Below are 24,053 nucleotides of genomic sequence, written 5' to 3'. Positions count from 1 at the left end.
GAGCCCGCGGTGGGCCGGATCCCCAACGGCCCGAACAACCCGGCGAACCCGCGCGGTCACCACATCTGGAGCCAGCCGTGCTCATGCGCCATGCGGAACGCCTCGGCGCGCGACGCGACGCCCAGCTTGCCGACCGCCGCGGCCAGGTGGTTGCGCACCGTGCCGTGGGACGGCTGGGTGCGGCGGGCGATCGACGCCACCGGCGTGTCGTACTCCGCGAGCCGCAGCACCTGAAACTCCCGTGGCGTCAACGGGCACGCGGGCGCGGTCAGCGCGTCGGCGGCGAGCGCGGGGACGGCGAACGGGAGGACGTCAAGACCGTAGCCGCCCTCGCCGCCCACCCGCGCCGCTGCCAGCGCCCGCGCAGCGCCCCCTCAGCGCGTCAACACCACGCTCACCCGGCTGGAAGCCACCGCGCTGGAGCCCACATACACATCCACCCGCCCCGGCTCGAGGCGGAACTCCCCGCGCGAGTCGTTGGCCCAGAAGCCGAAGTCCTCGGCGCCCAGCGTGAAGCGAAGCTCGCGCTCCTCGCCGGGGGCGAGGGTGACCCGCTGGAAGCCGCGCAGGCGGCGGACCGGTTGGACGATGGAGGCCGCCCGGTCGTGCAGGTAGAGCTGGACGACCTCGTCGCCCGCGCGAGCGCCGGTGTTGGTGACGCGGACGGTGACGTGCGCGGCCGCGCCCGCGTGGAGGTCGGCGGTGGAGACGGTGTCCACGTCAAGCACCGGGGCGCCCGTCTCGAACGTCGTATAGCTCAGGCCGTGCCCGAACGGGAACAGCGGCCCCGTCGGCAGGTCGAGGTAGCGGGAGACATACGCGTCGGGCGCGCTGTCGGGCGGCGCGGGGCGCCCCGTGTTCTCGTGCGCGTAGGTGAGGGGCACCTGGCCGACCGAGCGGGGGAAGGTCGCGGGGAGCTTGCCACCGGGGTTGACCGCGCCGAACAGCACGTCGGCGATCGCCCTGCCCCCCTCGATGCCGGGGTGCCACGCGACGACCACGGCGGGCGCCGCGTCGATCCAGTCGCTCACGTCCAAAGGCCGCCCGTTCAGCAGCACAACGGCGAACGGCTTCCCCGTCGCGGCCACCGCGTGGATCAACTCCGGCTGCCCCGAAGGGAGTCGGATGTCGGACCGGGACGACGCCTCGCCGCTGATCGCGGAGGGCTCGCCGACCACCACGACGGCCACGTCGGCGTCGCGCACCGCGGCGAGGGCGGCCTCGCCGTCCGCCGCGTGGGCGATCCGGGCCTCGGGCGCCGCGGCGCGCAGCCCTTCGAGCACGGTGGTCGCGGGAAAGCGGGAGGCGCCGGGGCCCGCCCACGTGCCGTGCAGATCAGCGGAGTTGGCGAACGGCCCGACGACGGCGACGGATCCGCCCGAAGGGCTCAACGGCAGCACAGGCCCCTCGTTCTTCAGCAGTACAAGGGAACGCTCCGCGACCTCGCGCGCGGCCTGCCTCGACTCGGGCGTCGGCGCGGTGAGTTCGGCGCGCTCGTCGGTGTAGGGCCGCTCGAACAGGCCGAGTCGGAGCTTCAGGCGGAGGATCCGCGCGACGGCGTCGTCGAGGCGTTCGGGCGCGATGGCGCCGCTCGCCAGCAACTCCTCGCCGTGGTCGACCAGATGGGTGCTGACCATCTCCATGTCGACACCGGCGGACAGGGCGGCGCCGGCCGCGTCGGCGCCATCCTCGGCGAAGCCGTGCGGCACGAGCTCGGCCACTCCGTTCCAGTCGCTGACGACCGTTCCATCGAAGCCCCACTCCTCCTTGAGGATGTCGGTCAGCAGGTGCGCGTAGGCGTGCGCGGGAACGCCGCTGACGGTGTTGAACGCGGCCATCACCGTGGCGACTCCGGCGTCGACGGCGGCCTTGAAGGGCGGCAGGTAGACGTTGCGCAGCCGCTGCTCCGAGACGTCCACGGTGTTGTAGTCGCGGCCGCCCTCCGCCCCGCCGTAGGCGGCGAGGTGCTTGGCGCACGCCGCGACGCGGTGCGGAAGGGCCAGCTCGGCCGGGTCGCTGCCCTGGTGCCCGCGCACCTTGGCGGCGGCGAACGCGGCGGTCAGATACGGGTCTTCACCGTTGCTCTCGGCGATCCGGCCCCAGCGGGGGTCGCGCGAGACATCCATCATCGGCGCGAACGTCCAGTGCATGCCGAGCGAACGCGCCTCGCGCGCCGCCACCTCGCCATCCCTTTCGGTGACTTCGGGGTCGAAGCTGGCCGCCTGCGCCAGCGGGATGGGGAAGGTGGTCAGGCAGCCGTGGATCACGTCGAAGCCGAACAGCAGCGGGATGCCGAGCCGCGTCTCCTCGACGGCGATGCGCTGGAGGGCGTTGGTGTGCTCGGCGCCGTACAGGTTGAGCACGGAGCCGAGCGTGCCCGCGCGGGCCGCCGACTCCACCAGGTGGTTCTGGCCGCCCCCAGGCCCCGTGTCACCGGTCCACGCCAACTGCTGGAGCTGGCCCAGCTTCTCGGCGACCGTCATCCGGCCGAGCAGGTCGTCGATCCGTCGGTCAAGGGCCCGTTCGTCCTGGGTCGTGCGCGCACCTGAAGTCACGGAAGGCGACGATAATGCGCTTTATTGGTGGGCACAAGACCCCTAGGTGACCGCCCGCCCGGCATCCCGCCCCGGCGAGCGCCCCCCGCGTCGGCCCGCGTCGCGCGGCGGCCCCAGGGTCGGGCCCTCGCGCAGCGCGCAGTCGAGGGTGACGCGCAGCGGCGCCGCGCCGGGGTCGGCAAGCAGCCGCACCAGGGCGCGCACCGCCTCCTGGCCCATCTCCCGGCGCGGGATGCTCATTTCGGCGATATCGGCGACGCCGGGGCGCTCCGGCGCTCCGCTGAGCCCGACGAGCGTCAGGTCGCCGGGGACCGAGCGGCCCGCGCGCTCGGCGGCGTCCTTGACGTGGGTGGCCTGCGTGGAGTCCTCGACCACTAGGGCCGTCGTGCCCCGCTCGGCCGCCCACGCCGCGGCGGCGGTCGCGTCGGCGAGCGTGCCGTCGGAGTCGACGCCTGGCGGCGGCTCGCCCAGGGTGAGCACGGGGGCGTCGGCCGCGCCCAGGCCCAGCTCGGCGCGGGCGCGCCGGAAGCCCGCGCGGCGCCCGGGGATGCCCTCGTGGCCGTGCGCGCTCTGCACCATGGCGATGCGGCGGTGGCCGCGCGCGGCTAGCTCGTGGACGATGGCGGCGGTGCCGCCGAGGTAGTCGGCGGCCACGTAGGACAGCTCGACGCCGGGGATCTCGCGCTGCCCGACGAAGACGAACGGGTAGGAGTCGGCGGCCAGCCTGGCGATCTCCTCGCTGGACTCGTCGGTGCCGACGAGGACCGAACCGTCCGCGAGCTGAAGGCTGTTGATGCCTCCGGCGTAGATCGACCGCTGGCGTCCGGCGTTCTGCGAGCCGGTGAACAGCAGCAGGTGGTACCCCGCGCGCTCGGCCTCCTCCTCGATGCCGACCAGGAACTCGTGGTAGAAGTCCCGGCTCTCCATGGGGAAGAGCGGCTGGTAGGTGAAGACGCCGATCAGGCGGTTGCTGCCGCCGGCCAGGTTGCGGGCGGCGATGTTGGGGACATAGCCAAGCTCCTTGACCGCCCTCCACACCCGGTCCCTGGTGGCCTGGCTGACCCTGATCGAGCCGTAGTCCCGCTCGTTGATCACCGAGGAGACGATCCCGGTGGACACGCCCGCGTGCGCGGCGACATCGGCCTGTGTGACCCGCCGGGCACCGCCCGTCTCGGTCCGGCGCGCTCTTCCCATGAACTTCCCTGCCGTTGGCTGTCTCTGGCCGCCCGTGCGCCCCGCCTGGGTGCCATGCGCGAGGGGTGACGCCCCAGCGTAGCCGGTCCTGCGCTGTGAGCGTATTGCCCGATACGCTTTATCTCTGCGTGGAGCGTCGCCGCGCCTGTCCTGGCGCCCAGGGGCCCACGGCCATGCCGGGCGAGCACGCCCGCACCAGCTGTGGCCATGTGCGGTCAGGTGCGGTCAGGCGCGGTCAGGCGCGGTCGAACGCCATCGACCGGGATCCTTCGCTGTTGAGTTGTTGATCGATATCACCTCCCAGGAGGCATCTTTCGCCACGGGCTCGGAGTTCGTCCTGGACGGGGGCCTGCTGCTCGGCCCTGCACTCCAGCCCGAAGCCGACATCGCAGCTTGAGCTGGCATCGCGGTACGGAGCGTGCAGTCGCGGGCGCCCATCTTGTTCAAGGCGAGGCGATCTTGCCTTGCGATGATGACACGCTGTGGCAGTTGTGATCACGGCGTCCGAGCCGTCCTGGACAGCTCCACTCTCCGGGCTGAGCCCGCGCTGCTTCGGCAGGTTGGTGGCCGGTTGCGACGGCAGGGCGCGGATGCGGTGCGGCGGGGCCCTCCGTGGAGTCTGCCGCTGTAAGACCGCGTGCTGTTCGTGACAGCACGGGACATCCCTTGAGTGGAGGATAAGGACCGGCCCGCTACCTGAGCTCAACGGGTCCGCAGGTCACGACGAGGGCGGCGGCCAGGGCAGGCCCGAAGGGTGCGCCACCGTAAGCGACCACTGGGAAAACGGCCGCCACGTACGGTCGCGGCTGCGTCCGTTCGGCGAACGGTCGGCCAGCGACGAGACCGACCGTTTACCGGGACGGCCGGTCACCCGACGCCCCCCTCCGGTAGGTGCAAGCCCTGACCCGCACCCACCATGAAAGAAGCGGCCGGCGGACGGCGAACGGGAGGACGTCAAGCCATTGGCCGTCGCCCACAGCCCACGCTCACCGAGGCGTCACCGCGCCGCGCCCCACCGCCGCCTCCGGGGGGGCAGGTCGCGATAGCCCAGGATCACGACGCCGACGGCGAGCATGACGGGCCAGCGCCGGTGGAGGGCGGCAAGGACCTTGGGGCTGTGGGGCGTTGTGGTGTGGGTCATGCCGTCAGCGTGCCGCCGCCGCGCGACGTGTCCCACCCTCGCCGTGGCACCGATCGGGGGTGTGGAACGCGTGGGTGACCCATGCGTTCCACACAACCCTCCCGCGCGGCTCAGCCCTTGACCTGCTCAGCCCTTGACCTGCTCAGCCCTTGACCGCGCCGACGAGCACGCCCTTGGCGAAGTGCCGTTGCAGGAACGGGTAGACGAGCAGGATCGGCACGATGCTGATCACCAGGATCGCCATCTGGAGCGACTGCTGCGGGGGCAGCACCTCGGTGGCGCCCGCCTGGTCGCCGCCGAGGTTGGCGCCGTTGACCACATAGGTGCGCAGCACGAGTTGGAGCGGCCACTTGGTGGTGTCGTTCATGTAGAGGAGGGCGGTGAAGAAGCTGTTCCAGTAGGCCACGGCGTAGAAGAGGCCGATGACCGCGAGGACGGCCTTGGACAGCGGGAGAACGATCCGCAGCAGGATCGTCAGCTCGCTCGCGCCGTCGATGCGGGCGGAGTCCATGAGTTCGCCCGGCAGGTCCATGAAGAAGGCGCGCATCACGATGACGTTGAAGCCGTTGATCAGCACCGGGAGGATCAGTGACCAGTACGAGTCGAGCAGGCCGAGCTGCTTGACCACGAGATAGCTGGGGATCATCCCGGGGCTGAACAGCAGCGTGAACAGCACGGTGAGCAGCATGGGCTTGGCGCCGAACGAGCCGGGCCTGGAGAGCGCGTAGGCCAGCATCGCCGTGCAGGTGAGTGACAGCACGGTGCCCACGACGGTGATCCCGGTGGACACCAGCAGCGCCTGGGTGACGGTGTCGCCAGCGAGCACCGCGCGGTACGCCTCCAGCGTCGGGTGCTCGGGCCACAGCACGAACCCGCCTGCCTGGGCCACCTGTTCGGGGTCGGCGAGGCTGGTGGAGACGACAGAGAGGAAGGGCAGCACGACGAGCGCGCACGCGATGAGGAGCACGATGCCCTTGAGGCCGCGGACTGCCGGGTGGGGGGTGGCGATGGCGTTCATCAGGCTTCCTTAGGCTTCCTTCGTGGATACCCTGGCCTTCAGGCTGGGCAGGAAACGAGGCTCCCGCGGAGCAGGGCAGAAAGAACCGGGTCGTCGACCGCCGCCGGGACTTCCTCCACAAGCTGTCGACTCGACTCGTCCACGAGAACCAAGTGGTAGTGATCGATGACCTGTCCTTCCGGACCGTGGTCAAGAACCATTTCCTGGCGCGCGCGATATCCGGCGCGTCGTGGACGAAGATTCGGTGCCTGCGCGTGTGGACGTGCGAGTGCGGCACCACGCATGACCGCGATGTGAACGCGGCACGCACCATCCTGGCCGCCGGGCTGGCGGCGTCTGCCTGTGGAGACGGTGTAAGAGCTCAACGGGAGTCCTCCCGGACGGGGCGGTCGTCGGTGAAGCAGGAACCCCAGCGGGCGACCGCTGGAACCCCCCGCCTTTGAGGCGGGGGAGGAAGTCAAGACTGGTAGACGCCCCTCTCTCCGAAGATATGGGCGATCTTGTTGGCGCCGAGCACGAGGACGACGGCGACCAGCCCCTTGACCAGGCCGACGGCGGCGGCCACGCCCCATTCGCCGCCCAGCACGCCGTGGTTGTAGACATAGGTGTCAAGCACCTCCGAGCCCTCGAGTCCAACGGCCTGCTGCTGGAGGATGATCTGCTCGAACCCCACGGTCAGCGCGTCGCTCAGCCGCAGGATCAGCAGGAGCACGATGACGCCCTTGATGCCGGGGAGCGTGACATGCCACGTCTGCCGCATGCGCCCCGCGCCGTCGACGGCCGCCGCCTCGTAGAGCTGGGCGTCGATGCGGGAGAGCGCGGCGAGGAAGAGGATCATCGCCCAGCCCGCGTCCTTCCACACGACCTGGGAGGTGATGAGCATGGCGAACAGGTCGGGGTTGCCGATGATGTCGAGCGTGCCGTGACCCTGGTCGCGCAGCCAGGTGTTGAGCAGCCCGCCCGCGCCGAGCATGTTCTGGAAGAGCGCGACCACGATCACCCACGACATGAAGTGCGGGAGATAGAGCACGGATTGGACCAGGCGCTTGACCCGCTCGGAGAGCAGGGAGTTGAGCAGCAGGGCCAGCGCGATGGGGATGGGGAAGACGAGGACGATCTGGATGAACGAGATGAGCAGCGTGTTGCGCAGCGCGTTGAGGAACGCCGGGTCGCCGTTGACGATCACCTCGAAGTTCTCGAAGCCGTTCCACGCGGATCCCGAGATGCCGAGGAACGGCTGGTAGTCCTGGAACGCGGTGACGTTGCCGAGCAGCGGCAGGTAGTGGAAGAGGACGATGACGGCCATGCCGGGCGCGGCCAGGAGGAGGAGCAGCCGGTCGCGGCGCATGCGGGCCAGGCGGCCCGCGGGGCGCCCGGCGCGTTCGGTCGGCTTCTGGCCCGCGGTGGGCGGGCCAGGCGGCCGGTTCTTCGGGGTCTTCAGGGTGAGGCTCATGGGGTGCTCCCTGGGGGTGGAGGGGCGACCGTGCCGGTGAGGGTGTGCTCGCAGGGGAGCAGCACCTGGCGGTCGTGGTCGCCCGATGGGTCGCCGAGGAGCTGGACCAGCAGGCGCACGGCGCGGCGGCCCATGGCGTTGCGCGGCACCCGCAGACAGGCCCAGGGGTGCGGCTCGGCCGGGCCGCCCGGGTCGTCGACGAGCAGGACGACGGAGAGGTCGCGGGGGATGGTGACGCCGCGGACGCCGGTCATGACGGCGAGGACGCGCACCAGGTTGACGGACTCGACGAGCACGGCGGTGGTCCCGGCCGCGAGCGCGGTGTCGAGCCACTGGGTGGTCAGGGCGTCGGGCGCGGTGAACGCGGGCTCGGGAACGTCGAGTCCGAAACGGGCCAGGGCCGCCCTGAACCCCTCCCACCGGTCGGTCTGCGGCTCGTCCCGCTTCTCCTCGCCGAGGTAGGCGATCCTGCGGTGGCCCTGGGCGACCAGCTGGTCCACGATGCGCGCGGTGGCGGCGCGGTAGTCGCCGCCGACATAGGCGATGTCGGCGTCGGGCACCTCGCGGCGCCCGATGAAGACGAACGGGTAGCCGTCGCGCGCGAGCCGGGCCAGCTCCCCGTGCCCGGCGTGGTGGCCGAGCAGGACGCTGCCGACGGCGTGGCGCAGCGCGTTGACCCCTTCGGCGTCGTAGATGCGGCGGATGCCGTCCTCGGTCTGGGTGGCCGTGAACAGCACCAGGTTGCACGCCTCGGCGACGGCCTGCTCCTCGATGCCCCGCATGAACTCGAAGTAGTAGTCGCCCGTGCTGGTGGGAAAGACGGGCTCGAACGTGTGCACCCCGAGCAGCAGGCCGCGGGTGGCGCGGGGCGCCGCGGCCGAACGGCCCGCGCCCATGGGGGAGTAGCGCAGCTTGCGCGCCGCCTCCAGGACGCGGCGCCTGGTCTCGGGGGAGATGCGCTGCCGCTCGGCCGCGCCGCCGAGCACCATCGACACGGTGGACTGGGAGACCCCGGCCTCGCGCGCGACATCGGACTGGCGTGGGCCCCTGGCCTGGAGAGATGACACGGTGAACAGGTCCTTCGTTCGTCGTGGGGACGGGCGTTGCGTTGCGTCGCCGCGGGCTACGGGCGTTCGGCCGCGGGCGGTGGCCAGTCGAGGATCGCACCGCCCGCCAGCAGCTCGTGGCGCAGCGCCTCGTAGGGCACCTTCTGCACCGGGCAGCCCTCGGCGTGGGCGAGCGCGGCGGCGGCGCCTGCGGCCTCGCCGAGCATCATGAAGACGGGCTCCATGCGCACGGACGCGTAGGCGACGTGGGAGGCCGAGACGGCGGCCGCGACCAGCAGGTTCTCGCACTCGCCGGGGCGCGGCACGAGCGCGCGGTAGGACAGGCCGAACGGGCGGGTCACGCTCTGCTGCACGTTGCCCTCGTTGCGCGGGGCGCCGTCCACGACGACGCGCTTGGCGTTGTGCGAGTCCATGACGTAGGAGGCGAGCGCGACCGGGTCGGACGCGGACGCGCGGGCCGTGCCGTCGGCCTGGGTGATGACATAACCGGCCACCATGCGGCGGGCCTCGCGGATGTAGAGCTGCGGGGGCCAGTGCGCGGTGTCGGTGAACTCCCGTGGGGACAGGCCGAATCGGCGCGTCTCCTCGTGAACGGCCGCTGGCAGCCCGGGATCGTTGGCCAGGAAGTACAACAGCCCCGCCTGGTAGCGGACATGGTCCTGGAAGATCTCCTCGCGGCGGGCGTGCCCGGCGTCGGGCCAGTCGTAGTTCGCGCCGATGTGGTCGGAGGAGAACGCGCCGTGGTTGTTCATGTCGAACACCTCGCCGTGCGGCCCCGAGTGGACCAGGCATGTGCGCCCGTACAACTCGTAGCCGCCCGCCTCGACATGGCGGCGCAGCAGCTCGTACCTGCCGGGGTCGTAGCCATCGGGCCGCGGGAAGGGCAGCCGGTCGTCCGCGGTGGTGACACACAGGCGGAACGTGTACGCCTGGATGCGGTGGTCGCCCTCGCCGGGCTCGCCGTGCGGGTCGGGTGAGATGCCGGGCAGCAGGCCGCTCGTCGGGTCGCCGGGCGTTCGGTAGGGGTCGACGGGGAAGCGGAACTGGTGGTTGGTGCTCGGCTGGACGCCTGCCAGCGTCTCGCCGTAGGCCGTGGCGGGCTCCCTGCCCGTGGTGTAGGTGACGCCCGCGGCGGCCATCAGGTCGCCCTCGTAGGACGCGTCGACGAACCAGGGCGCGCGGTAGCGGGTGCCGTCGTCGGCGCGCAGCTCCTCGATCCGGCCCTCCGTCAGGGTGATGGCGTCGAGGTGCTGGCGGCGGCGGACCTCGACGCCCGCGTCGGCGAGCCAGCGCTCGTGGATGCCCTCGGCCACGTGCGGCTCGAAGTCCCAGCGCGGCGCGGGTGATCCGTAGTGCCGGGCCACCTGGTCGTAGAAGGCGCGGGCGAGGCCGCCGACGGAGTCGGGGTGGCCGGTGTCGGTGAGGCCGAGGCCGCCCGTGGTCATGCCGCCGACGTGGTCGCCGAAGACGGCGAGCACCACGGACAGGCCCGCGCGAGCGGCGCGCACGGCGGCGGTGACCCCGCCCGACGTACCGCCGTAGACGACGAGATCGGCCTCGACGAGCGGGGATTGTCCGGGCTGTGCGCCCTCGGCGCCCGGCGGGTGCCAGTGGCGGAGTCCTGCGAGCGCTTCCCCTGCGGGCATCGATGTCCCTCCACATGAATGGCTGTTGGGCACGGTCGGCTGATGGGCTGGGGGATATTCATAGCATCGGCATCCTGCCCGCGTCCACCAGTGATATCGCTAATTCCCGATGGCTCGATACCTGAGCGTAATCCCCTGGAAAATCAGGCGGCGCACGCATCTTGACGCATCACCGTGGCCGTCGGCTAGCTTCAACGGCAACCGGCGCCAGATGTGCACCCCATCAAGTCGCGCCCCTATCACCGATATTAGCAATCGCAGGAAGGGGTTCCGCCGTGACCATCGGACCCATGAGCCGCCGCCGTTTCCTCGCGAGTGCCTCGGGGGCGGCACTCGCCACCGCCTCCCTCCCGCTGCTGACGGGCTGCGGTGACGGCGGGGCCGACTCCTCGGCCCAGGGGGCCGCCAACCGCGCGGTCACGCTCCCCGAGCACATCCCCTTCACCGGCGTTACACCCGACCTCCCGGCCTCCCAGGACGGCGTGCTCGCCGGGTACTTCGCCTATCCGACGCCCGTGCGCGGCATCGAGGGCGACCCCGGCAGCGGGGGCGAGGGGATCACCGCGCTTGTCAACATCTTCGACCCCGTGCCGCCCGCCGTGGGGGACAATCCCTTCTGGCAGGCACTCAACGAGCGCCTCGGCACCGAGCTGAGCCTCAACATGGTGCCCGACTCCAGCTACATGCAGCGCCTCTCGGCCGTGCTGGCGGGCGGCGACCTGCCCGACCTGGTGGAGATCCGCCTCGACCAGCCGCAGCGCGCCCAGCTTCTGAAGGCCCAGTTCACCGACCTCACCGAGCACGTGTCCGGCGACGCCGTGCGCAGGTACCCCTTCCTCGCGAACATCCCCACCGAGTCCTGGCGCACCTGCGTCTACAACGGCGGCATCTACGCCCTCCCCACGCCCCGCCCCTCGGTCGGCAACATCATGCTGTGCCGCGCCGACCTCATCGAGGAGCGCGGACTCAACCCCGAGCCCGCCGACTTCGCCGAGTTCGCCGAGCTGTGCGCGGGCCTCACCGACGAGCGCGCGGGCCACTGGGCGCTCGGCTTCGGCTCCGCCGGGCCGCTGTCCACCTGGGCGTTCCTCATGCAGATGCTGGGCGCGCCCAACGAATGGGGCGAGCAGGGCGGGGAGTTCACGTCGTGGTTCGAGACGGAGGAGGCCAAGCAGGCCGCCGACGACCTCGCCCGCCTGGTGCGCGACGGCGTCTTCCACCCCGACTCGTTCGCCGCCACGTCCGACCCGCGCATCTGGTTCGGCACCGGGAAGACCGCGCTGAACCGCGACGGCGCCGCCGCCTGGGACCTGCTCACCCGCACCTACGACATCTCCGTGGGCGCCGTGGTCGCCCCGGCCTACGAAGGCGGCGGCGACGCCGCGCACTTCGCGGGCGGCGCCACCTTCGCCCTCACCGCGCTCAAGAAGACCGACGACGCCCGGCGCGTCGAGCAGCTGCTCTCCCTCGCCAACTGGCTCGCCGCGCCCTTCGGCACGGAGGAACACCTCTTCCGCACCTATGGCGTCGAAGGAGAGCACTTCACCTTCGAGAACGGCGTCCCCACCCTCACAGGCGCGGGCGAGACCCAGACCAGGCTCCCGCTCGAATACCTCACCGACGGGCCGCCGTTCCTCGGCCCCGGCGACGAGACGCGCGTCCGCGCCCAGCACGCCTACCAGGAACGCGTCGTGCCCGGGCTCGTGCGCAGCGCGGGATCCGGCCTCTACTCCGACACCGACACCACCAAGAAGGGCGTCATCCAGCGGCTCATGCAGGACACACTCAACCAGATCATGCGGGGCAACAAGCCCGTGTCCGACTGGGACGACGCCGTGCGCGACTGGCGCAACCAGGGCGGCGATGCCATCCGCTCCGAGTACGAGGCGGAGTTCGCCCGTGCCAACTGACGCCCCCCGCACCGCCGTAGGCCGCCCCGACCTGCTGGTCGCGGGCGGCGGCCTCGGCGGGGTCGCCGCCGCGCTCACCGCCGCGCGCCTCGGCCTCACCGTGGTCATCACCGAGGAGACCGACTGGCTCGGCGGCCAACTCACCGCCCAGGCCGTGCCGTCCGACGAGCACCCCTGGATCGAGACCGAGCACATCGCCCGCGGCTACGCCACGCTCCGCTCCCGCATCCGCGACCACTACCGCCGCAACTACCCCCTCACCGCGCAGGCTTCGGCCGACCCCACCCTCAACCCAGGGCTCGGCATGGTCAGTCGCCTCTGCCACGAGCCGCGCGCCGCCGTCGCTGTCATCGACGAACTCCTCGCCCCCCACCGCTCGTCGGGCCGCGTCACCGTGCTGTACCACCACACGCCGGTCGCCGCGCACACCGAGGGCGACCGCGTGACGGCGGTGACGTTCGAGAACGCGCGCGACGGCCGACGCGTCACGTTCGAGGCGCCGCTGGTCGTCGACGCCACCGAGCTCGGCGATCTCCTCGAACTCGCCGACGCCGAGCACGTCATCGGCGCCGAGTCCCGCGACGACACCGGCGAACCCCATGGCGCCCCCGTCGCCGACCCGCTCGACCAGCAGGCCATCACCTGGTGCTTCCCCCTCGAATACCGGCCCGGCGAGAGCCACATCGTCGAACGCCCGCCCTCCTACGACCACTGGCGCACCCACACCGACCCGTTCTGGCCCGGGCCCCAACTCTCCTGGGACAAGGTCGACATCCACACCATGGGCGCCCGCGAGAACCGCATCTTCGAGGACCCCCAGGACGCCCCCACCTCACGCGACCTGTGGCACTTCCGCCGCATCAGGGCCCTCGCCCCGTTCGAGCCGGGCGCGTTCGACTCCGAGATCACCCTCGTCAACTGGCCCAACACCGACTACTGGGAGGCGCCGTTGATCGGCCCCGGCGTCACCGCGGCCGACCGCGCCCGCGCACTGACCCGCTGCCGCGAGCTCTCCCTGAGCTATCTGCACTGGATGCAGACCGAGCAGGACCTCCCGGGGCTGCGCCTCCGCCCTGACCTCGTGGACACCGACGACGGCCTCGCCAAGTCCGTCTACATCCGCGAAGCCCGGCGCATCCGCGCGAGGTTCACCGTTCTCGAACAGCACGTCGCCGTCGTGGACAGGCCCAACGGCGCGGGCGCCGCCACGTTCCCCGACAGCGTCGGCGTCGGCCACTACAACATCGACCTGCACCCCAGCTCATCCGGCGTCTCCTACGTCAACCTGGAGTGCTACCCGTTCCAGATCCCGCTGGGCGCCCTCATCCCCGTGCGGCTGCGCAACCTCCTGCCCGCCGCCAAGAACATCGGCACCACCCACCTCACCAACGGCTGCTACCGCCTGCACCCGGTGGAGTGGTCCATCGGCGAGGCGGTGGGCGCCCTCGCCGCCCACTGCGCCGCCGAACGCACCGAGCCGCACGCCGTCGCCGACTCCCCGCGCGCCACCGAGGACCTGCAACGACTGCTCACCGGCACCCTCGGCGCCCCCGTCACCTGGCCCGACTCCATCCGCACCACCCGGCCCTCCCAGGCCCGCCGAAACGCCACCCCGCTCTACGCCCGCCCCGAGCGGCGGGCCTGACCAGGAAGGCAGGACCCCCACCCATGGAGCGACGACGCTTCCTGGCGGCGGCGGCCACCGCCGCCACCGCCACCGCAGGAACCCTGGCCGCGGCCCCCGCCGCGAAAGCCGGGGCCACCGCGGCCCCGCGCGCCGAGACCTACGACGCCGTCGTGTATGGCGCGACCCTGGCCGGGATCATGGCCGCCCTGCGCCTGAGCAAGCGCGGCTACACCACCTGCGTCCTCGAACCCACCAACCACATCGGGGGAGTTGTCAGCGGCGGCCTGGTCAAGACCGACATCCCCAACACCATCGGCGCCCTCGCCGGACTCACCCGCACGTCGTTCTTCGACGCCATCGGCGCCCACTACGGCGTCGGCTCCCCGGCCCAGTACCGCTTCGAGCCCAAGGTGGCCAGGCTCATCGCGCGCCGCCTCCTCGACGAGGCGGGCGCCGTCATCCGCAAGAACCAGCGCATCAACGGCCCCGCCGACCTGACCATGAACGGGCGCCGCATCGAGTCCGTGCGGTCATCCGCCGGATGGGTCAACGCCCGGTTCTTCATCGACGCCTCCTACGAGGGCGACCTGATGGCCGCCGCGGGCGTCCCCTACCACGTGGGCCGCGAGTCCTCCGCCACCTACGACGAGTCCTACGCGGGCTTCCGCCCCAACTCCGTGCTGCGCCGCGGCCTTTTCAGCCCCAACACGGGCTACCCCGTGGGGCCCGTGCCCACGGGCGCGGAGGGCGACGCGGACGAGAAGGTGCAGGCGTACAACTTCCGCGGCGTGCTCACCCAGGCCGCCGACCGGCTGCCGTTCCCGCGCCCCGAGGGCTACGACCCCGCCGACTACGTCCATCTGCGGTCGCTGCTGGAATACCGCGGCATCACCGGCATGACCCAGATGGTCGGCACCACCGCGGCCATCCCCGGCGGCAAGCACCAGACGAACCAGGGCCTCTTCATCGGGTACGACCTGCCCGGCGCCAGCTGGGAGTACCCGGACGGCAGTTGGGCCAGGCGCGAGGAGATCATCGCCCAACAGGTGCGCTGGCACCAGGGGATGCAGTACTGGCTGGCCAACGACCCTTCCCTGCCCGAGTCGTTCCGCGCGGACACCGCCACCTGGGGCCTGCCAGCCGACGAGTTCACGGACAGCCCGCACGGCGCGGGCTTCCCCCACCAGCTCTACATCCGCGAGGGGCGACGCATGCAGGGCGCCCATGTCCTCACGCAGCACGACCTGTTCGCGCCGAACAACACCAAGTCCACGTCCGTCGCCTGCTGGCAGTACGGCCTTGACTGCCACACCGTGCAGCTCTACCCCGACGGGACCCGCTATCTCATCGGCGAGGGCTCGCTCACGGGCGAGGAGGGCAACGTGCTGGTGGACCTCTACCAGATCCCCGCCGAATCCCTCTTCCCCTCCTCCGGCTCCATCGACAACCTCACCGTGCCGATCTGCTTCTCCGCGAGCCATGTCGCCTATCTCTCCCCGCGGATGGAACCCAACTACGGCATGCTCGGCGAGGCCGCGGGCGAGCTGGCGGCCCAGTCGATCGCCAGAAACCAGCCCGTGCAGTCGTACCGCTACGCGGATCTGGCGGCGGCGCTCGAGGAGTTCGGCAGCGTTCTCGCGACGTAGCGCGCTGAGCCGTTGTCGGGTGCGGGTGGTGGGGGTGCGGGTGGGCCGCCAGGGGCGGCGGGCCCCGTCGCGCAGAGCGCGACGAACGCCGCCGCCCTGGCGGCGTGGCGGCCTGGCGGCGTGGCGGCCTGCGGCCTGGCGGCCGATCGCTCGCGCCGGGGCGGTCGTCCAAGGGCGAGCCGGACCGCCCCGGCCCCTCGGGGCCACCCCCATCGCTCCATCCCCTCATCGCTCCACCACACGTCCGTTCGGCGAACCGAGCGGAGCTCACATCGCGGAGCTCACATCCCGGAGCAAGCGTTCACCTGACCGGAGGTCGTCTGTGTCTGTTCAGCCCGTGCCGCTCTGGCGCATCGGGGTGCCCGAAAGTGTCAGTCGGGCCTCGGAGTTCGGCGGGGAGTGGCCCCCGGGCGACGAGCCCGCGCTGCGGTATCGCGTCGGGGTGTCGTCGCCCGAGCGGGACTGGCCCCTCTTCCATCCCAGCCCCCTCAACGCGAGCACCGGGTGGCGCCAGCACCGGATGGAGGTCGCCTTCGACGTCGCCGAGGGACAGGTGCCGGGCGACGGGTGTGTCCTGCGGCTGCGGTTCGCCGGGTCGCACGGGCCCTGCCCCGACCTGGCCGTGGACCTCGACGGCGCGCACCGTGGCCTCTTTCACCCCCACGTCGTGCGCGACGACCGCGCCGAGGTCGACCGGCAGGGGCCCATCGCGGGGGAGTGCGCCCTCGACATCCACCTGCCCGCCGCCTGGCTCGCGCCCGGCGCCCATGTCCTCACCCTCACCACCACCGTGGACCGGGCCGCCGCCACCGGGCTCGAAGGGGCCGCGCTGGACGCGCTCGACAACGAACTCCCGCGCCACCGCGAGCAGTACGGCAACTGGTTCGGCGCGGGCATCACATGGCGCGGCCTCGGCCTGTGGCCCGCCGCCGCGCCCGCCGCGCAGAGCGCCGATGTCGCCCTCGCCCCCACCCCCCTGTATCTCCAACGCGCCACCGGGCTCGACGCGTTGATCGATCTCACCGTGCGCGTGCCCGCGGGCGCGCCCTGGCCGCCGACCGCCGACGTCCACGTGGCGGGCAGGGCGCACCGCCTCGAACTCGGCAGGGCGGGAAGGGACTTCGGCGATGTGCGGGTCCGTTTCCCGGTGCCGGAGTTCGACGGGGACACCGAGGCCACCGTCCTGCTGGCCGAACATGGCGGCGAGCCGGTCGCGTTCACGCTCCACCCGGCCCGCAAGTGGACCCTGCACCTCATCCCGCATGTCCACCTCGACGTCGGCTACACCGACGCCCAGGGCAAGGTCCTCGAACTGCACAGCCGCAACCTCGACCGCGCCATCGCCGCCCTTGAGCGCGACGACGGCTTCCGCTTCTCGCTCGACGGCTCGCTCATCCTCGACGAGTACCTGGCCACCCGCGCCCCAGGGCGCGCCGAGCGCGTGCTGGCCGCGCTGCGCGAACGCCGTCTGGCCGTCAACGCGTTCCACAGCCTCTTCCTGTCCGGCGTCGCCAGCCTGGAGGAGACCTACCGGGCCGCGTATGCCGCCGTGCGGCTCCGCGATGAGTACGGCGTCCCCGTCGAGTACGCCAATCTCACCGACGTCCCCTCCTACAGCTCCGCCCTGCCCGCCGTCCTCACCTCGCTCGGCATCACCGCGTTCGTCGGCATCGAGAACCACAGCAGGGGCGCCAACGCGGACAGCGACGCCCAGCACCTCGCCACCCCCGTGCGCTGGCAGGGCGTGGACGGCAGCACCGTGCTGACGCACTTCGCCGACGCGTATTCCCAGCTCCGGTTCATGGTCGCCGACCCGCAGACCGTCACGGGCGGGGCCCAGTCGCTGCCCCGCTATGTGGCCCGTTATGAACGCCCCGACTACGCGCCCCACGACCTCGCGCTGATCGGCACCCACGCCGACAACGAGGACCTGGCCGACGGCGACGCCGGGTTCGCCGCCCGCTGGAACGCCGTCTACGCCCACCCCAGGCTGCGCATGTCCACCCTCGCCGACTACCTGGACGCCGTCCGCCCCCTGGCCGACCGGCTGCCGCTGTGGCGCGGCGACGGCGGCAGCTACTGGGAGGACGGCGTGGGAACGGGCGCCGCCGTGGTCGCCGAGCACCGCGCGGCGCAGTCCGCGCTGCCAGCCGCCGAGGGGCTGGCCGCCCTGGTGGCCCGCGCCGACCCCGGATACCGGCCCAACAGGGAGGCGCTTGACCGGGGTTGGGAGGGCGCGCTCTACGGGTGCGAGCACACGTGGACATGGTCGCACAGCGTCGGGCACCCGCACGGGGACCAGGTCGGCGACCAGCTCGACTGGAAGCGGCACCGCGTGCACACCGCGCACCGCACGGCCATCGACGAGGCGCGGCGCGCGCTGAGCCAGCTGGGCGAGCTGGTCAGCACCGATGGGCCCACCCTGCTGGTGCACAATCCCCTCGGCTGGGCGCGCGCCGTCACCGTCGAGGCCGAGGTCCCCGCGGGCACCCCGATCGGGGATCCCGCGCTGCCGTACGAGGTGCTCGAGGACTGCGACGGGCTGCACCGCGTGCGGCTCACCGTGCCCGATGTGCCGGGGTTCGGCTACCGGGCCCTGCCGCTCGGCGCCGCCCACAGGGTGAACCCCAACGGCGACGAGGGCGACCCCACCGCCGACGCGGCCCGCCCCGCCGCACCCGCCGCACCCGCCGCGGCCTTCGCGCCGCCGCAGTGGCGGCCCGTTCCCGGGCAACTCACCACCGCCCGCTGGGAGATGGATCTTGACCCGGCGACCGGCGCCGTCGTCGGCCTCGTCCACCGCGCCACCGGGCGGCGCCTTCTCGATCCCGTGTCGCCCTACCGGCTCGGGCAGGTGCTCCATGTCATCAACGGGCCCGACGCGCTCACGCGGGGCGACCGCCCCGCGCACACCGGCGTCCCGCACCGCCACGCCCGCGCGCCCCGCAGCTCGTTGCTGACCCGCCGCCCCTCCAGCGCGCCACCCGAACTCACCGTCGCCACCGCCGCGTTGACCCCGGTCGGGCTCGCCCGCACCCATGACGGCTGGCGGCTGCGGGCCGTGGGCACCGGGCCCAGCCTGCCGTTCGTCCAGACGGACCTGCTGCTGCGCGACGACGACGACCGCGTGGAGCTGACCGTGCGCCTGGAGAAGGAGCGCGTCCTGGCCAAGGAGTCCGTCTATGTCCCCTTCCCCTTCCTCGCGGCGGCCGCGGACGGCTCGGGGCCCCGCGTCCGCTACGACCGCCAGCAGGGCTGGGTCGATCCGGCGACCGACCACGCCCCCGGCGCGTGCAACGAGTGGTTCACCACCCACCATGGCGTCGCCGTCGACGACATCGCGTGGTGCTCGGCCGACGCCCCGCTGTTCACGGTCGGCGACGTGGTGCGCGGCACGTGGGCCGAGACGTTCGAGGCGGCCAACGGCACGGTCCTGTCCTGGGTCATGAACAACTACTGGCCCACCAACACCCCACCGGAGCAGGAGGGTTCGCTGACGCTGCGGTACGCGTTCACCCCGCTCGGCGCGTTCGACCCGGCCGCGGCCTCCCGCTTCGGCCTCGAAACGCGCGCCGCCCCGATGGTCTCCGAGGTCACGCGCCTCGACAAGCACGACATCGAGCCCCGCCAACTCCCAGCCGACAGCGGCACATTGCTCGATCTCGGGCTTCCAGGCGACTGCCATGCCACCGTGGCCGAGCCCCGCGACCGGCGCGGGCTGCTGCTCCGCGTGCAGAACCTCACCCCCGAGCCCCGCACCCTGGGGCTGCGCCACACCGGTGACGCGGCCGTCCTGTGCCGCGCCGACGAGCACGAGCTCCACGAACTCCCCCTGAACGACCAGCGCTTCACCCTCGACCTGACCGCATGGCAGGTCGTCACCGTCAAGCTGCGATAGGAGCCGCACCGCATGCACCTCGACCGAAGGGCCTTCCTCGGCACCGCCGCGGCGGCCGGAGCGGCGATCCCGCTGCTCGGCACGGCCACCGCCCACGCCGCGCCCGCCCCGGCGCCCGCCACCGTGCCCGCCGCCGCGGCGGGCGCGGCGGCGGGCGGCGTGAGTGCCGCGGGCATCAGCTGGCCAGGGGCCCAGGCCCTGCCGCGCTTCGCCGCCCCCACGAGCCTGCTCACCGCCGACCTCTCGGGGCGCACGCCCTCGGAACAGCTCACGCTGATCAGCCTCCAGGGCATCGTCAACCGCACCGTCCCCCGCGTCTACCTGCTGGCCAACGTCGGCGAGGGCAAGACCACATGGCTGCCCCAGACCGGCGTTCCCCATGGCGGCCCGCTGCCGCTGCGCGAGCTGGTCGAGCGGTTCCGCGGTGAGATCACCGGGGCGATCATCCCCGACCCCGAGCTGCCGGGGACCATCAGCGTGGCCACCACCCTCGCGGGCCTTGAGGACGCCGTGATCGCCAGCGCCACGACCGCGGCCAACCTCGGGCTGCCGGTGGTCGAGGACCTGCGGGGCCGGTTCGCCGATGAACTCGAAGCCTCCACCTGGCAGATCGACCACCTGTGGCCACGCACCGAGCGCCGGATGGTGTGCAGCATGAACACCTCCCTCACCGCCTATCTGCGCGACTACTCCATCGCCAACCGGGCGCTGATGGTGTGGCTCGACTACCACGACCCGGCGCAGCGTTCCCTTGTCGTGCGGCTCGCCGACGAACTCCCCACCCACGCCCCGTACATCGGCTGGCTGCGCGGCGACACCGCGGGCGTCCCCTATGAGAGCCCCATGGTCGAGCTGCTGTCCCGGCGCAGCGTGCACGTGCTGGCCGCCGACACCGCGCAGAACCTCACCGTGTGGGGCGGGGTGCGGACGCCCGTGGACAACTCCCCGCCCCGGCCGCCCACTCCGGCCCTGGAGAACAAGATCTATGTCACCCTCGTCTACAGCGACGGCGACAACCTCCAGTACGCGCAGCACAAGATGCGGCAGCTGTGGGACGACCCGGCCAGGGGCGAGATCCCGATCAACTGGCCCGTGCCGCCCGAGATCCTGGACGCCGCGCCCGCGCTGTACTCCTGGTACCAGTCGACCGCCACCCCCAACGACTATCTGCTGAGCGGCCCTTCCGGCCTCGGCTATGTCTTCCCCAGCGCCTACCCGACCGCGACGTTCGACGGCTTCGCGCAGCGCACGGCCCGCTACTGCGCCGCCCTCGGCATCGACTCCACCGCGATCATCAACCGCCTCGACAGCGTCTACGAGCCGCTGACCGAGGCGTCGGTGCGCTCCTACGCCGACGGCATGGACCCCGTCGGCCTCTTCCAGAACTGGTCGGGCTGGACGACCGAGCAGCCGATCATCGCCGGGGTGCCCATAGGCCGCTCGCGCATGGCGCTCAACCAGGGCGAGCTGAGCGCAGGACTCGACCTGGCCGCTGCCGAGTTCGACGAGGCGGGGGGTCAACGCCCGGTGTTCGCCACGATCTTCCTCGCCGCGTGGGACATGACGCCGACCCTGGCCGCGCCGGTGATCGCGGGGCTCGACGACCGGTTCAGGGCCGTGCGCGGCGACCACTTCTTCCACCTCGTCAGGCAGGCCGCCGCCTGAGGCCGCCCCGCCGACTCGCCGCCCTGGCCCCCGGGTCGCGCTCAGCGCGCCACCCGGGGGTCGGCCATGCCCTGGAGGACGTCGGCCGCCGTGTTGGCCACGATGGAGATCGCGCCGAGCACGAGCGTCACGCCCGCGACGGCGGGGAAGTCGGAGACCGGGATGCTGGCTCCCAGATAGCTGCCGAGCCCGGCGCGTTCCGCCGCGATGGCCTCGGGCGAGGCGTTGGCGCCGAGCGTGGCGGCAACCGCGTCGGTGTGGGAGATCTCCTGGAGCACGAAGAGCACCAGGGACAGCGCGAGCAGCAGGCCGAGCAGCGACGCGGCCCGTGCGGCGAGGAAGCGCGGAGTCATCGGGGGAACCGTTCGTGTCAACGACCGTCGCGGGCCAGCAGGTTGCGCACCGCGTTCCCGGCGAGGTTCGCCACGAGACTCAGCGCCATGACGGCGAGGCCTGGGATCGCCGGGATCCACCAGTGGGCCGCCAGCTCGGGCAGAGCCCTCGCCGTGTCGGCGCCCAACCCCTGTGCGGGGGCCGACTGTCCGAGGCCAAGGAACGACAGGCTCGCCAGCACGAGCACCACGCTGCCCACGTCAAGGCTCGCGGTGATCACGGCCGAGGGCACCACGCCACCACGCCGGGCAGCAGGTGCGGCACGATCAGGCGCGTGCGCCCGACCCCCGCCATCCTGGCCGCCTCCACATGCGGCCTGGCCGCCAGCACCCGCACCTCGCCGCGCACGATGCGGGCGTAGAAGGGCCACCACACCACCGAGATGGCGAGGAACGTGTTCCCGAGCCCCGAACCCAGCGCCGCGGCCACCGCGATGGCGACCAGCGTGCCCGGCAGGGCGAGGAACAGGTCGGTGATCCGCATCAGCACCGCGTCGGCCCAGCCGCCGAACGCCCCGGCCACCAGGCCGGTCAGGCCGCCAGCCAGCAGCCCGAGCGCCACGATGGCCAGCGCCATCAGCCAGCTGGTGCGCAGGCCGGGCAGCGTGCGCGACAGCAGGTCGCGGCCGATGCCGTCCGTGCCGAGCAGGTGGCCGCCCGGGCCGACGGGCGCGTACAACTCCCCCGCGGACTGCACCGGATCGTGCGGTGCCAGTCAGGGCGCGAGCAGCGCCACCACGGTCACCACGCCCGCCAGGGCAGCGGACCTCGGACGACTTCAACGCGATCGACCCGAACCTCGTCGTCGACGGGCAGGGCCGCTGGTGGCTGTCGTTCGGGTCGTTCTGGTCCGGGCTCAAGATGATCCAGATCGACCCGGCGACCGGCAAGCGCACGGGCGGCGCGTTCCACTCGAGCGCCGGGCGCGGCGGCGGCGCGATCGAGGCCCCGACGATCTTTCAACGGTGCGCGCACTACTACCTGTTCGTGTCGTTCGACCTGTGCTGCCGGGGCGCGGACAGCATCTACCGCGTCATGGTGGGCCGCTCCACCAGCGTCACGGGGCCGTATGTCGACCGGAACGGCGTGGCGATGACGGCGGGCGGCGGCACCGAGGTGCTCGCGGGCCACGGAAGCGTCAACGGGCCTGGCCACCAGGATGTGTTCGCCGACACGGACAACGACATCCTCGCCTATCACTACTACGCCGACGACGGCAGGTCGCTGCTCGGCATCAACTGGCTCGGCTGGGACTCCTCGGGCTGGCCGTACGTGCACTGAGCGCGCCTGCCGCCTCGCGTCTCCCGTCTCCCGCCTCCTCCGGGCCGGGGTCCGCCGCGGTCCGCCGCGGCCCGGAGGGGGCGGGGGCCGAGGGTGGCGTGGAACGCGCCCGCGCCCTCGACACGGCGGAGAGCCCTTTGTTCACTCTCCGTATGGGAAACGGGAAACAGTCTCCATCGCCTTGTTCCGCCCCCATCCGGTGCCGCAGGCTGACTGCCGGTGGCCGACACCCGATCGGGAAGGTCGGCCACGGGGGTTCGGATGCCTGAGATCTCGCGACCGTTCGGCCCCGAACTCCGCAGGCTGCGCCTGGCGGCCGGGCTAACGCTCGACCGCCTGGCCGCCTCGGTGCACTACAGCAAGAGCTTCCTCAGCAAGGTGGAGAACGGGCACAAGCGCCCCACGCCCGAGCTCGCCCGGCTCTGCGACACCGCGCTCGACGCGGGCGGCGCCCTCGCCGCCCTCGTGCCCGACCCCGCGGTGCCCACGAAGCTCTCCCCGACGGGTCACGACGGCGAAGTGTGGTTGTTACGCATGAACAAGGACGGCTCGGGCCGGTTCGAGGCCATGGACCGGCGGCAGGTGACCGCGGCGGGCGCGGGCTCGGCGCTCGCCTTCGGCCTGGGCGGCCCGCGCTCGACCGCGGACGCGGGAGGAACGAGCCTCATCGAAGCATCCCGCTCGCTCTTCGGCCAGTTCCGCCGACTTGGGCAGGCGTCGGACCCCGGGATGCTGCTGCCGTCGCTGATCGCCCAGACCCACGGCCTGGAGCAGGCGGCGCTGCGCTCCGGCCCGCGAACGCGGCGCGACATGCTGGTCGTGGCGTCACGATTCGCCGAGTACACCGGCTGGATGGCCCAGGAATCGGGGAACGACGAGGCCGCCCTCTGGTGGACCGACCGGGCCGTGGAGCTGGCGGCCGCTGGCGACGACCCGCATCTCGCGGTGTACGGACTGGTCCGACGCGGCCTGGTGAGCCTGCTGCGCGGCGACATCGCGCAGGCGGTCGGCCTCGCGGAGCACGCCGTCAACGCCGGTGCGCCGCCCCGGATCAGAGGGCTCGCCGCACAGCAGCAGGCCCAGGCGTACGCGCTGAGCGGCGACTACGGGGCCTGTATGCGCAGCCTCGACCGGGCGCGCGAACTCCTGGCCCTCGACCGGCCGGATCCCGGCGCGCCCGTCATCGGCGCCTCGCACGTTCCCGATGTGGTCTCCATGTACACCGGCTGGTGCCTGCACCACCTCGGGCACCCGGGGCGCGCCGCCGAAGTGCTCGCCAGGGAAACGGCCAGGGTTCCGGCCCATGCCCTGCGGACCCGCACCCGCTATGGGGTCCGCCTGGCCCTGGCCCACGCGGCGGCGGGGGAGATCGAGCAGGCGTGCGAGGTCCTTCGTCCGCTGCTCGGCCAGGCGAGCGCCGTGCACTCCGCCACCATCGTGGCCGATCTCCGCCGCACAGCCCGCGTCCTGGCCCGTCATCAGCGCAACGCCGCCGTGCGCTCCCTGAGCCCTGACCTGGCCGCAGCCCTGAGCGGCCCCTCGTCTTCCCCCTTCAAGTGA

18 protein-coding genes and 2 pseudogenes are annotated in these 24,053 nt (G+C 72.3%); 9 read left to right on the top strand and 11 right to left on the bottom strand.

Translation table 11 applies throughout. The annotated features are described in order from the left end of the window. Window positions 1–56: 56 nt before the first annotated feature. The 3 genes from DEH69_RS12830 to DEH69_RS12820 form a co-directional block, all read right to left on the bottom strand. A complete protein-coding gene (locus DEH69_RS12830) occupies window positions 57–341 on the bottom strand; it encodes a response regulator transcription factor (RefSeq protein WP_220131251.1) in 285 nt (94 codons plus the stop codon). A gap of 33 nt (window positions 342–374) precedes the next feature. Next, window positions 375–2,483, bottom strand: coding sequence for a glycoside hydrolase family 3 N-terminal domain-containing protein (locus DEH69_RS12825; RefSeq protein WP_113687074.1), 2,109 nt, complete (start codon window positions 2,481–2,483; stop codon window positions 375–377). A gap of 114 nt (window positions 2,484–2,597) precedes the next feature. After that, on the bottom strand, window positions 2,598–3,749 hold the full coding sequence (locus DEH69_RS12820; RefSeq protein ID WP_113687073.1) for a LacI family DNA-binding transcriptional regulator: 1,152 nt from the start codon (window positions 3,747–3,749) through the stop codon (window positions 2,598–2,600). Between the two features lie 482 nt (window positions 3,750–4,231). Between DEH69_RS12820 and DEH69_RS12815 the strand changes: the two are divergent. Beyond that, window positions 4,232–4,377 (top strand): annotated as a pseudogene (locus tag DEH69_RS12815) (IS5/IS1182 family transposase); the annotation flags it as partial. Window positions 4,378–4,746: 369 nt separating this feature from the next. Here the strand turns inward: DEH69_RS12815 and DEH69_RS31485 are convergent. After that, on the bottom strand, window positions 4,747–4,890 hold the full coding sequence (locus DEH69_RS31485; RefSeq protein ID WP_181727411.1) for a hypothetical protein: 144 nt from the start codon (window positions 4,888–4,890) through the stop codon (window positions 4,747–4,749). A gap of 142 nt (window positions 4,891–5,032) precedes the next feature. Beyond that, window positions 5,033–5,908, bottom strand: coding sequence for a carbohydrate ABC transporter permease (locus tag DEH69_RS12810; RefSeq protein WP_113687072.1), 876 nt, complete (start codon window positions 5,906–5,908; stop codon window positions 5,033–5,035). 86 nt (window positions 5,909–5,994) lie between these two features. On the opposite strand from DEH69_RS12810, the pseudogene DEH69_RS32670 reads away from it, so the two are divergent. Continuing rightward, window positions 5,995–6,351: pseudogene (locus tag DEH69_RS32670) on the top strand (zinc ribbon domain-containing protein); the annotation flags it as partial. A gap of 14 nt (window positions 6,352–6,365) precedes the next feature. On the opposite strand, the gene DEH69_RS12800 reads toward DEH69_RS32670, so the two are convergent. From DEH69_RS12800 to DEH69_RS12790, 3 genes are read right to left on the bottom strand one after another with little or no spacing between them, the layout of a single operon-like run. Continuing rightward, the gene (locus DEH69_RS12800; RefSeq protein ID WP_258534628.1) at window positions 6,366–7,361 is read right to left on the bottom strand and encodes a sugar ABC transporter permease; all 996 of its coding nucleotides are present in this window, start codon (window positions 7,359–7,361) and stop codon (window positions 6,366–6,368) included. Further along, complete coding sequence (locus tag DEH69_RS12795; RefSeq protein ID WP_113687071.1) at window positions 7,358–8,428, bottom strand: LacI family DNA-binding transcriptional regulator; 1,071 nt, start codon at window positions 8,426–8,428, stop codon at window positions 7,358–7,360. Before DEH69_RS12795 ends, DEH69_RS12800 begins: the two co-directional genes overlap by 4 nt. Before the next feature lie 56 nt (window positions 8,429–8,484). Beyond that, window positions 8,485–10,074, bottom strand: coding sequence for an FAD-dependent oxidoreductase (locus DEH69_RS12790; protein ID WP_113687070.1), 1,590 nt, complete (start codon window positions 10,072–10,074; stop codon window positions 8,485–8,487). Window positions 10,075–10,349: 275 nt separating this feature from the next. Between DEH69_RS12790 and DEH69_RS12785 the strand changes: the two genes are divergently transcribed. The 5 genes from DEH69_RS12785 (at window position 10,350) to DEH69_RS12765 (ending at window position 20,820) form a co-directional block, all read left to right on the top strand. Continuing rightward, window positions 10,350–11,984, top strand: a complete 1,635-nt coding sequence (locus DEH69_RS12785) for an extracellular solute-binding protein (RefSeq protein WP_147255547.1) — start codon at window positions 10,350–10,352, stop codon at window positions 11,982–11,984. Further along, window positions 11,974–13,629 (top strand): FAD-dependent oxidoreductase, encoded by a 1,656-nt coding sequence (locus tag DEH69_RS12780; RefSeq protein WP_258534627.1) that lies wholly within the window; start codon window positions 11,974–11,976, stop codon window positions 13,627–13,629. Before DEH69_RS12785 ends, DEH69_RS12780 begins: the two co-directional genes overlap by 11 nt. A gap of 23 nt (window positions 13,630–13,652) precedes the next feature. Continuing rightward, entirely contained in the window at window positions 13,653–15,257 is a 1,605-nt protein-coding gene (locus DEH69_RS12775; RefSeq protein WP_113687067.1) for an FAD-dependent oxidoreductase, read from the top strand. A gap of 322 nt (window positions 15,258–15,579) precedes the next feature. Next, complete coding sequence (locus DEH69_RS12770; protein ID WP_181727410.1) at window positions 15,580–19,155, top strand: polysaccharide lyase family protein; 3,576 nt, start codon at window positions 15,580–15,582, stop codon at window positions 19,153–19,155. Between the two features lie 12 nt (window positions 19,156–19,167). Continuing rightward, window positions 19,168–20,820, top strand: coding sequence for a GxGYxYP domain-containing protein (locus DEH69_RS12765; protein WP_113687065.1), 1,653 nt, complete (start codon window positions 19,168–19,170; stop codon window positions 20,818–20,820). Between the two features lie 41 nt (window positions 20,821–20,861). Here DEH69_RS12765 and DEH69_RS31480 read toward each other — a convergent pair whose 3' ends face one another. The 3 genes from DEH69_RS31480 to DEH69_RS32030 are packed head-to-tail and all read right to left on the bottom strand — an operon-like array spanning window position 20,862 to window position 21,909. Further along, on the bottom strand, window positions 20,862–21,173 hold the full coding sequence (locus DEH69_RS31480) for a hypothetical protein (RefSeq protein WP_181727409.1): 312 nt from the start codon (window positions 21,171–21,173) through the stop codon (window positions 20,862–20,864). 17 nt (window positions 21,174–21,190) lie between these two features. Continuing rightward, window positions 21,191–21,433, bottom strand: coding sequence for a hypothetical protein (locus DEH69_RS32035; RefSeq protein WP_220131250.1), 243 nt, complete (start codon window positions 21,431–21,433; stop codon window positions 21,191–21,193). Further along, a complete protein-coding gene (locus DEH69_RS32030; RefSeq protein WP_220131249.1) occupies window positions 21,430–21,909 on the bottom strand; it encodes an ABC transporter permease in 480 nt (159 codons plus the stop codon). The genes DEH69_RS32035 and DEH69_RS32030 overlap by 4 nt, the downstream gene beginning before the upstream one ends. Window positions 21,910–21,920: 11 nt before the next feature. Here DEH69_RS32030 and DEH69_RS12750 point away from each other — a divergent pair, with 11 nt between their 5' ends. Together DEH69_RS12750 and DEH69_RS12745 are read left to right on the top strand one after the other, a co-directional pair. Beyond that, window positions 21,921–22,493 carry an arabinan endo-1,5-alpha-L-arabinosidase gene (locus DEH69_RS12750; protein WP_220131248.1) on the top strand — a complete coding sequence of 191 codons (573 nt, stop codon included), beginning with the start codon at window positions 21,921–21,923 and terminating at the stop codon, window positions 22,491–22,493. Between the two features lie 261 nt (window positions 22,494–22,754). Next, window positions 22,755–24,053, top strand: coding sequence for a helix-turn-helix domain-containing protein (locus tag DEH69_RS12745; protein ID WP_113687064.1), 1,299 nt, complete (start codon window positions 22,755–22,757; stop codon window positions 24,051–24,053).

This window comes from Streptomyces sp. PT12 (assembly GCF_003311645.1).
Classification (GTDB): domain Bacteria; phylum Actinomycetota; class Actinomycetes; order Streptomycetales; family Streptomycetaceae; genus Streptomyces.
This window is presented reverse-complemented; position numbering and strand designations above follow the sequence as displayed.

Excerpts from the sequence above, each read along its gene's own strand:
- DEH69_RS12825 (WP_113687074.1), bottom strand. The coding sequence starts at position 2,483 with ATGACGGTCGCCGAGAAGCTGGGCCAGCTCCAGCAGTTGGCGTGGACC.
- DEH69_RS12820 (WP_113687073.1), bottom strand. The coding sequence starts at position 3,749 with ATGGGAAGAGCGCGCCGGACCGAGACGGGCGGTGCCCGGCGGGTCACA.
- DEH69_RS31485 (WP_181727411.1), bottom strand. The coding sequence starts at position 4,890 with ATGACCCACACCACAACGCCCCACAGCCCCAAGGTCCTTGCCGCCCTC.
- DEH69_RS12810 (WP_113687072.1), bottom strand. The coding sequence starts at position 5,908 with ATGAACGCCATCGCCACCCCCCACCCGGCAGTCCGCGGCCTCAAGGGC.
- DEH69_RS12800 (WP_258534628.1), bottom strand. The coding sequence starts at position 7,361 with ATGAGCCTCACCCTGAAGACCCCGAAGAACCGGCCGCCTGGCCCGCCC.
- DEH69_RS12790 (WP_113687070.1), bottom strand. The coding sequence starts at position 10,074 with ATGCCCGCAGGGGAAGCGCTCGCAGGACTCCGCCACTGGCACCCGCCG.
- DEH69_RS12775 (WP_113687067.1), top strand. The coding sequence starts at position 13,653 with ATGGAGCGACGACGCTTCCTGGCGGCGGCGGCCACCGCCGCCACCGCC.
- DEH69_RS12765 (WP_113687065.1), top strand. The coding sequence starts at position 19,168 with ATGCACCTCGACCGAAGGGCCTTCCTCGGCACCGCCGCGGCGGCCGGA.
- DEH69_RS31480 (WP_181727409.1), bottom strand. The coding sequence starts at position 21,173 with ATGACTCCGCGCTTCCTCGCCGCACGGGCCGCGTCGCTGCTCGGCCTG.
- DEH69_RS12745 (WP_113687064.1), top strand. The coding sequence starts at position 22,755 with ATGCCTGAGATCTCGCGACCGTTCGGCCCCGAACTCCGCAGGCTGCGC.